This window comes from Planktothrix sp. PCC 11201 (assembly GCF_900009135.1).
GTDB lineage: Bacteria > Cyanobacteriota > Cyanobacteriia > Cyanobacteriales > Microcoleaceae > Planktothrix.
Genome location: NZ_LT797741.1, coordinates 1 through 793, shown reverse-complemented (window position 1 = coordinate 793; position 793 = coordinate 1). Strand labels below are relative to the sequence as shown.

The 793-nt window shown below is 40.5% G+C and carries 1 protein-coding gene; it reads left to right on the top strand.

Annotated elements, in window-relative coordinates; all coding sequences use genetic code 11:
* Positions 1-786 (top strand): PatA/PatG family cyanobactin maturation protease (locus PL11201_RS25480; protein WP_144017898.1); only part of this gene is annotated, 786 nt, incomplete at its 5' end.
* Between the last annotated feature and the right edge of the window lie 7 nt (positions 787-793).

Below are 793 nucleotides of genomic sequence, written 5' to 3'. Positions count from 1 at the left end.
CGCAGAGATTCCTTTAAACAACTGATGCCAGGAGTTAGTATTGAAGGAACAATGATTCCTGCTAATCCCTACGATGCTCGGCAAATGGTAGATTATTTAGGAGAAAATTTACCCGAAGCTAAAGCGTTAATTTGGACACTTAATTTAGAGTTAACTCCTATTTATGCCATTGAACCCGTAGGCGGTTTTTCCCGAGATGTTTATGAGGTTTTACAATCACTTTTAGACGGGCAAATTCAAGAAGAAAATAATCCCGAATTTGTGCAACGAGTTAGTATTCCTGGTGTTTTAACCGGACGTAGTGTTAAGTTATTCTCAGGACAAGTTGTTCCGGTAATTGAAATTAATAATACTCGTGGTTTATACGGCTGGAAAGTTAATACCTTAGTCAGTGCCGCAATTGAAAGTGTGCAAGCTGAAGCTGGTGATGCTCAAGAAGATGCCATTCGCCGCACCTTAAGCAGCTTCTTAAATCGGATTTATTATGATTTACGCAACTTAGGTACAACCTCTCAAGACAGAGCTTTAAATTTTGCTTCTACAAATGCTTTCCAAGCCGCCCAAACCTTTGCTCAAGCGGTGGGTGCAGGTTATGAATTAGATAGTATTACCGTAGAAAAAAGTCCTTTCTGTCGTTTAGATAGCGATTGTTGGGATGTGAAATTAAAATTCTTTGACCCGGAAAATAGCCGTCGCGCCAAAAAAATCTATCGCTTTACCATTGATGTTAGCGATACCATTCCTGTCACCTTGGGTGAAGTTCGTTCTTGGTCAAGCGCTTATTAACCCCCCC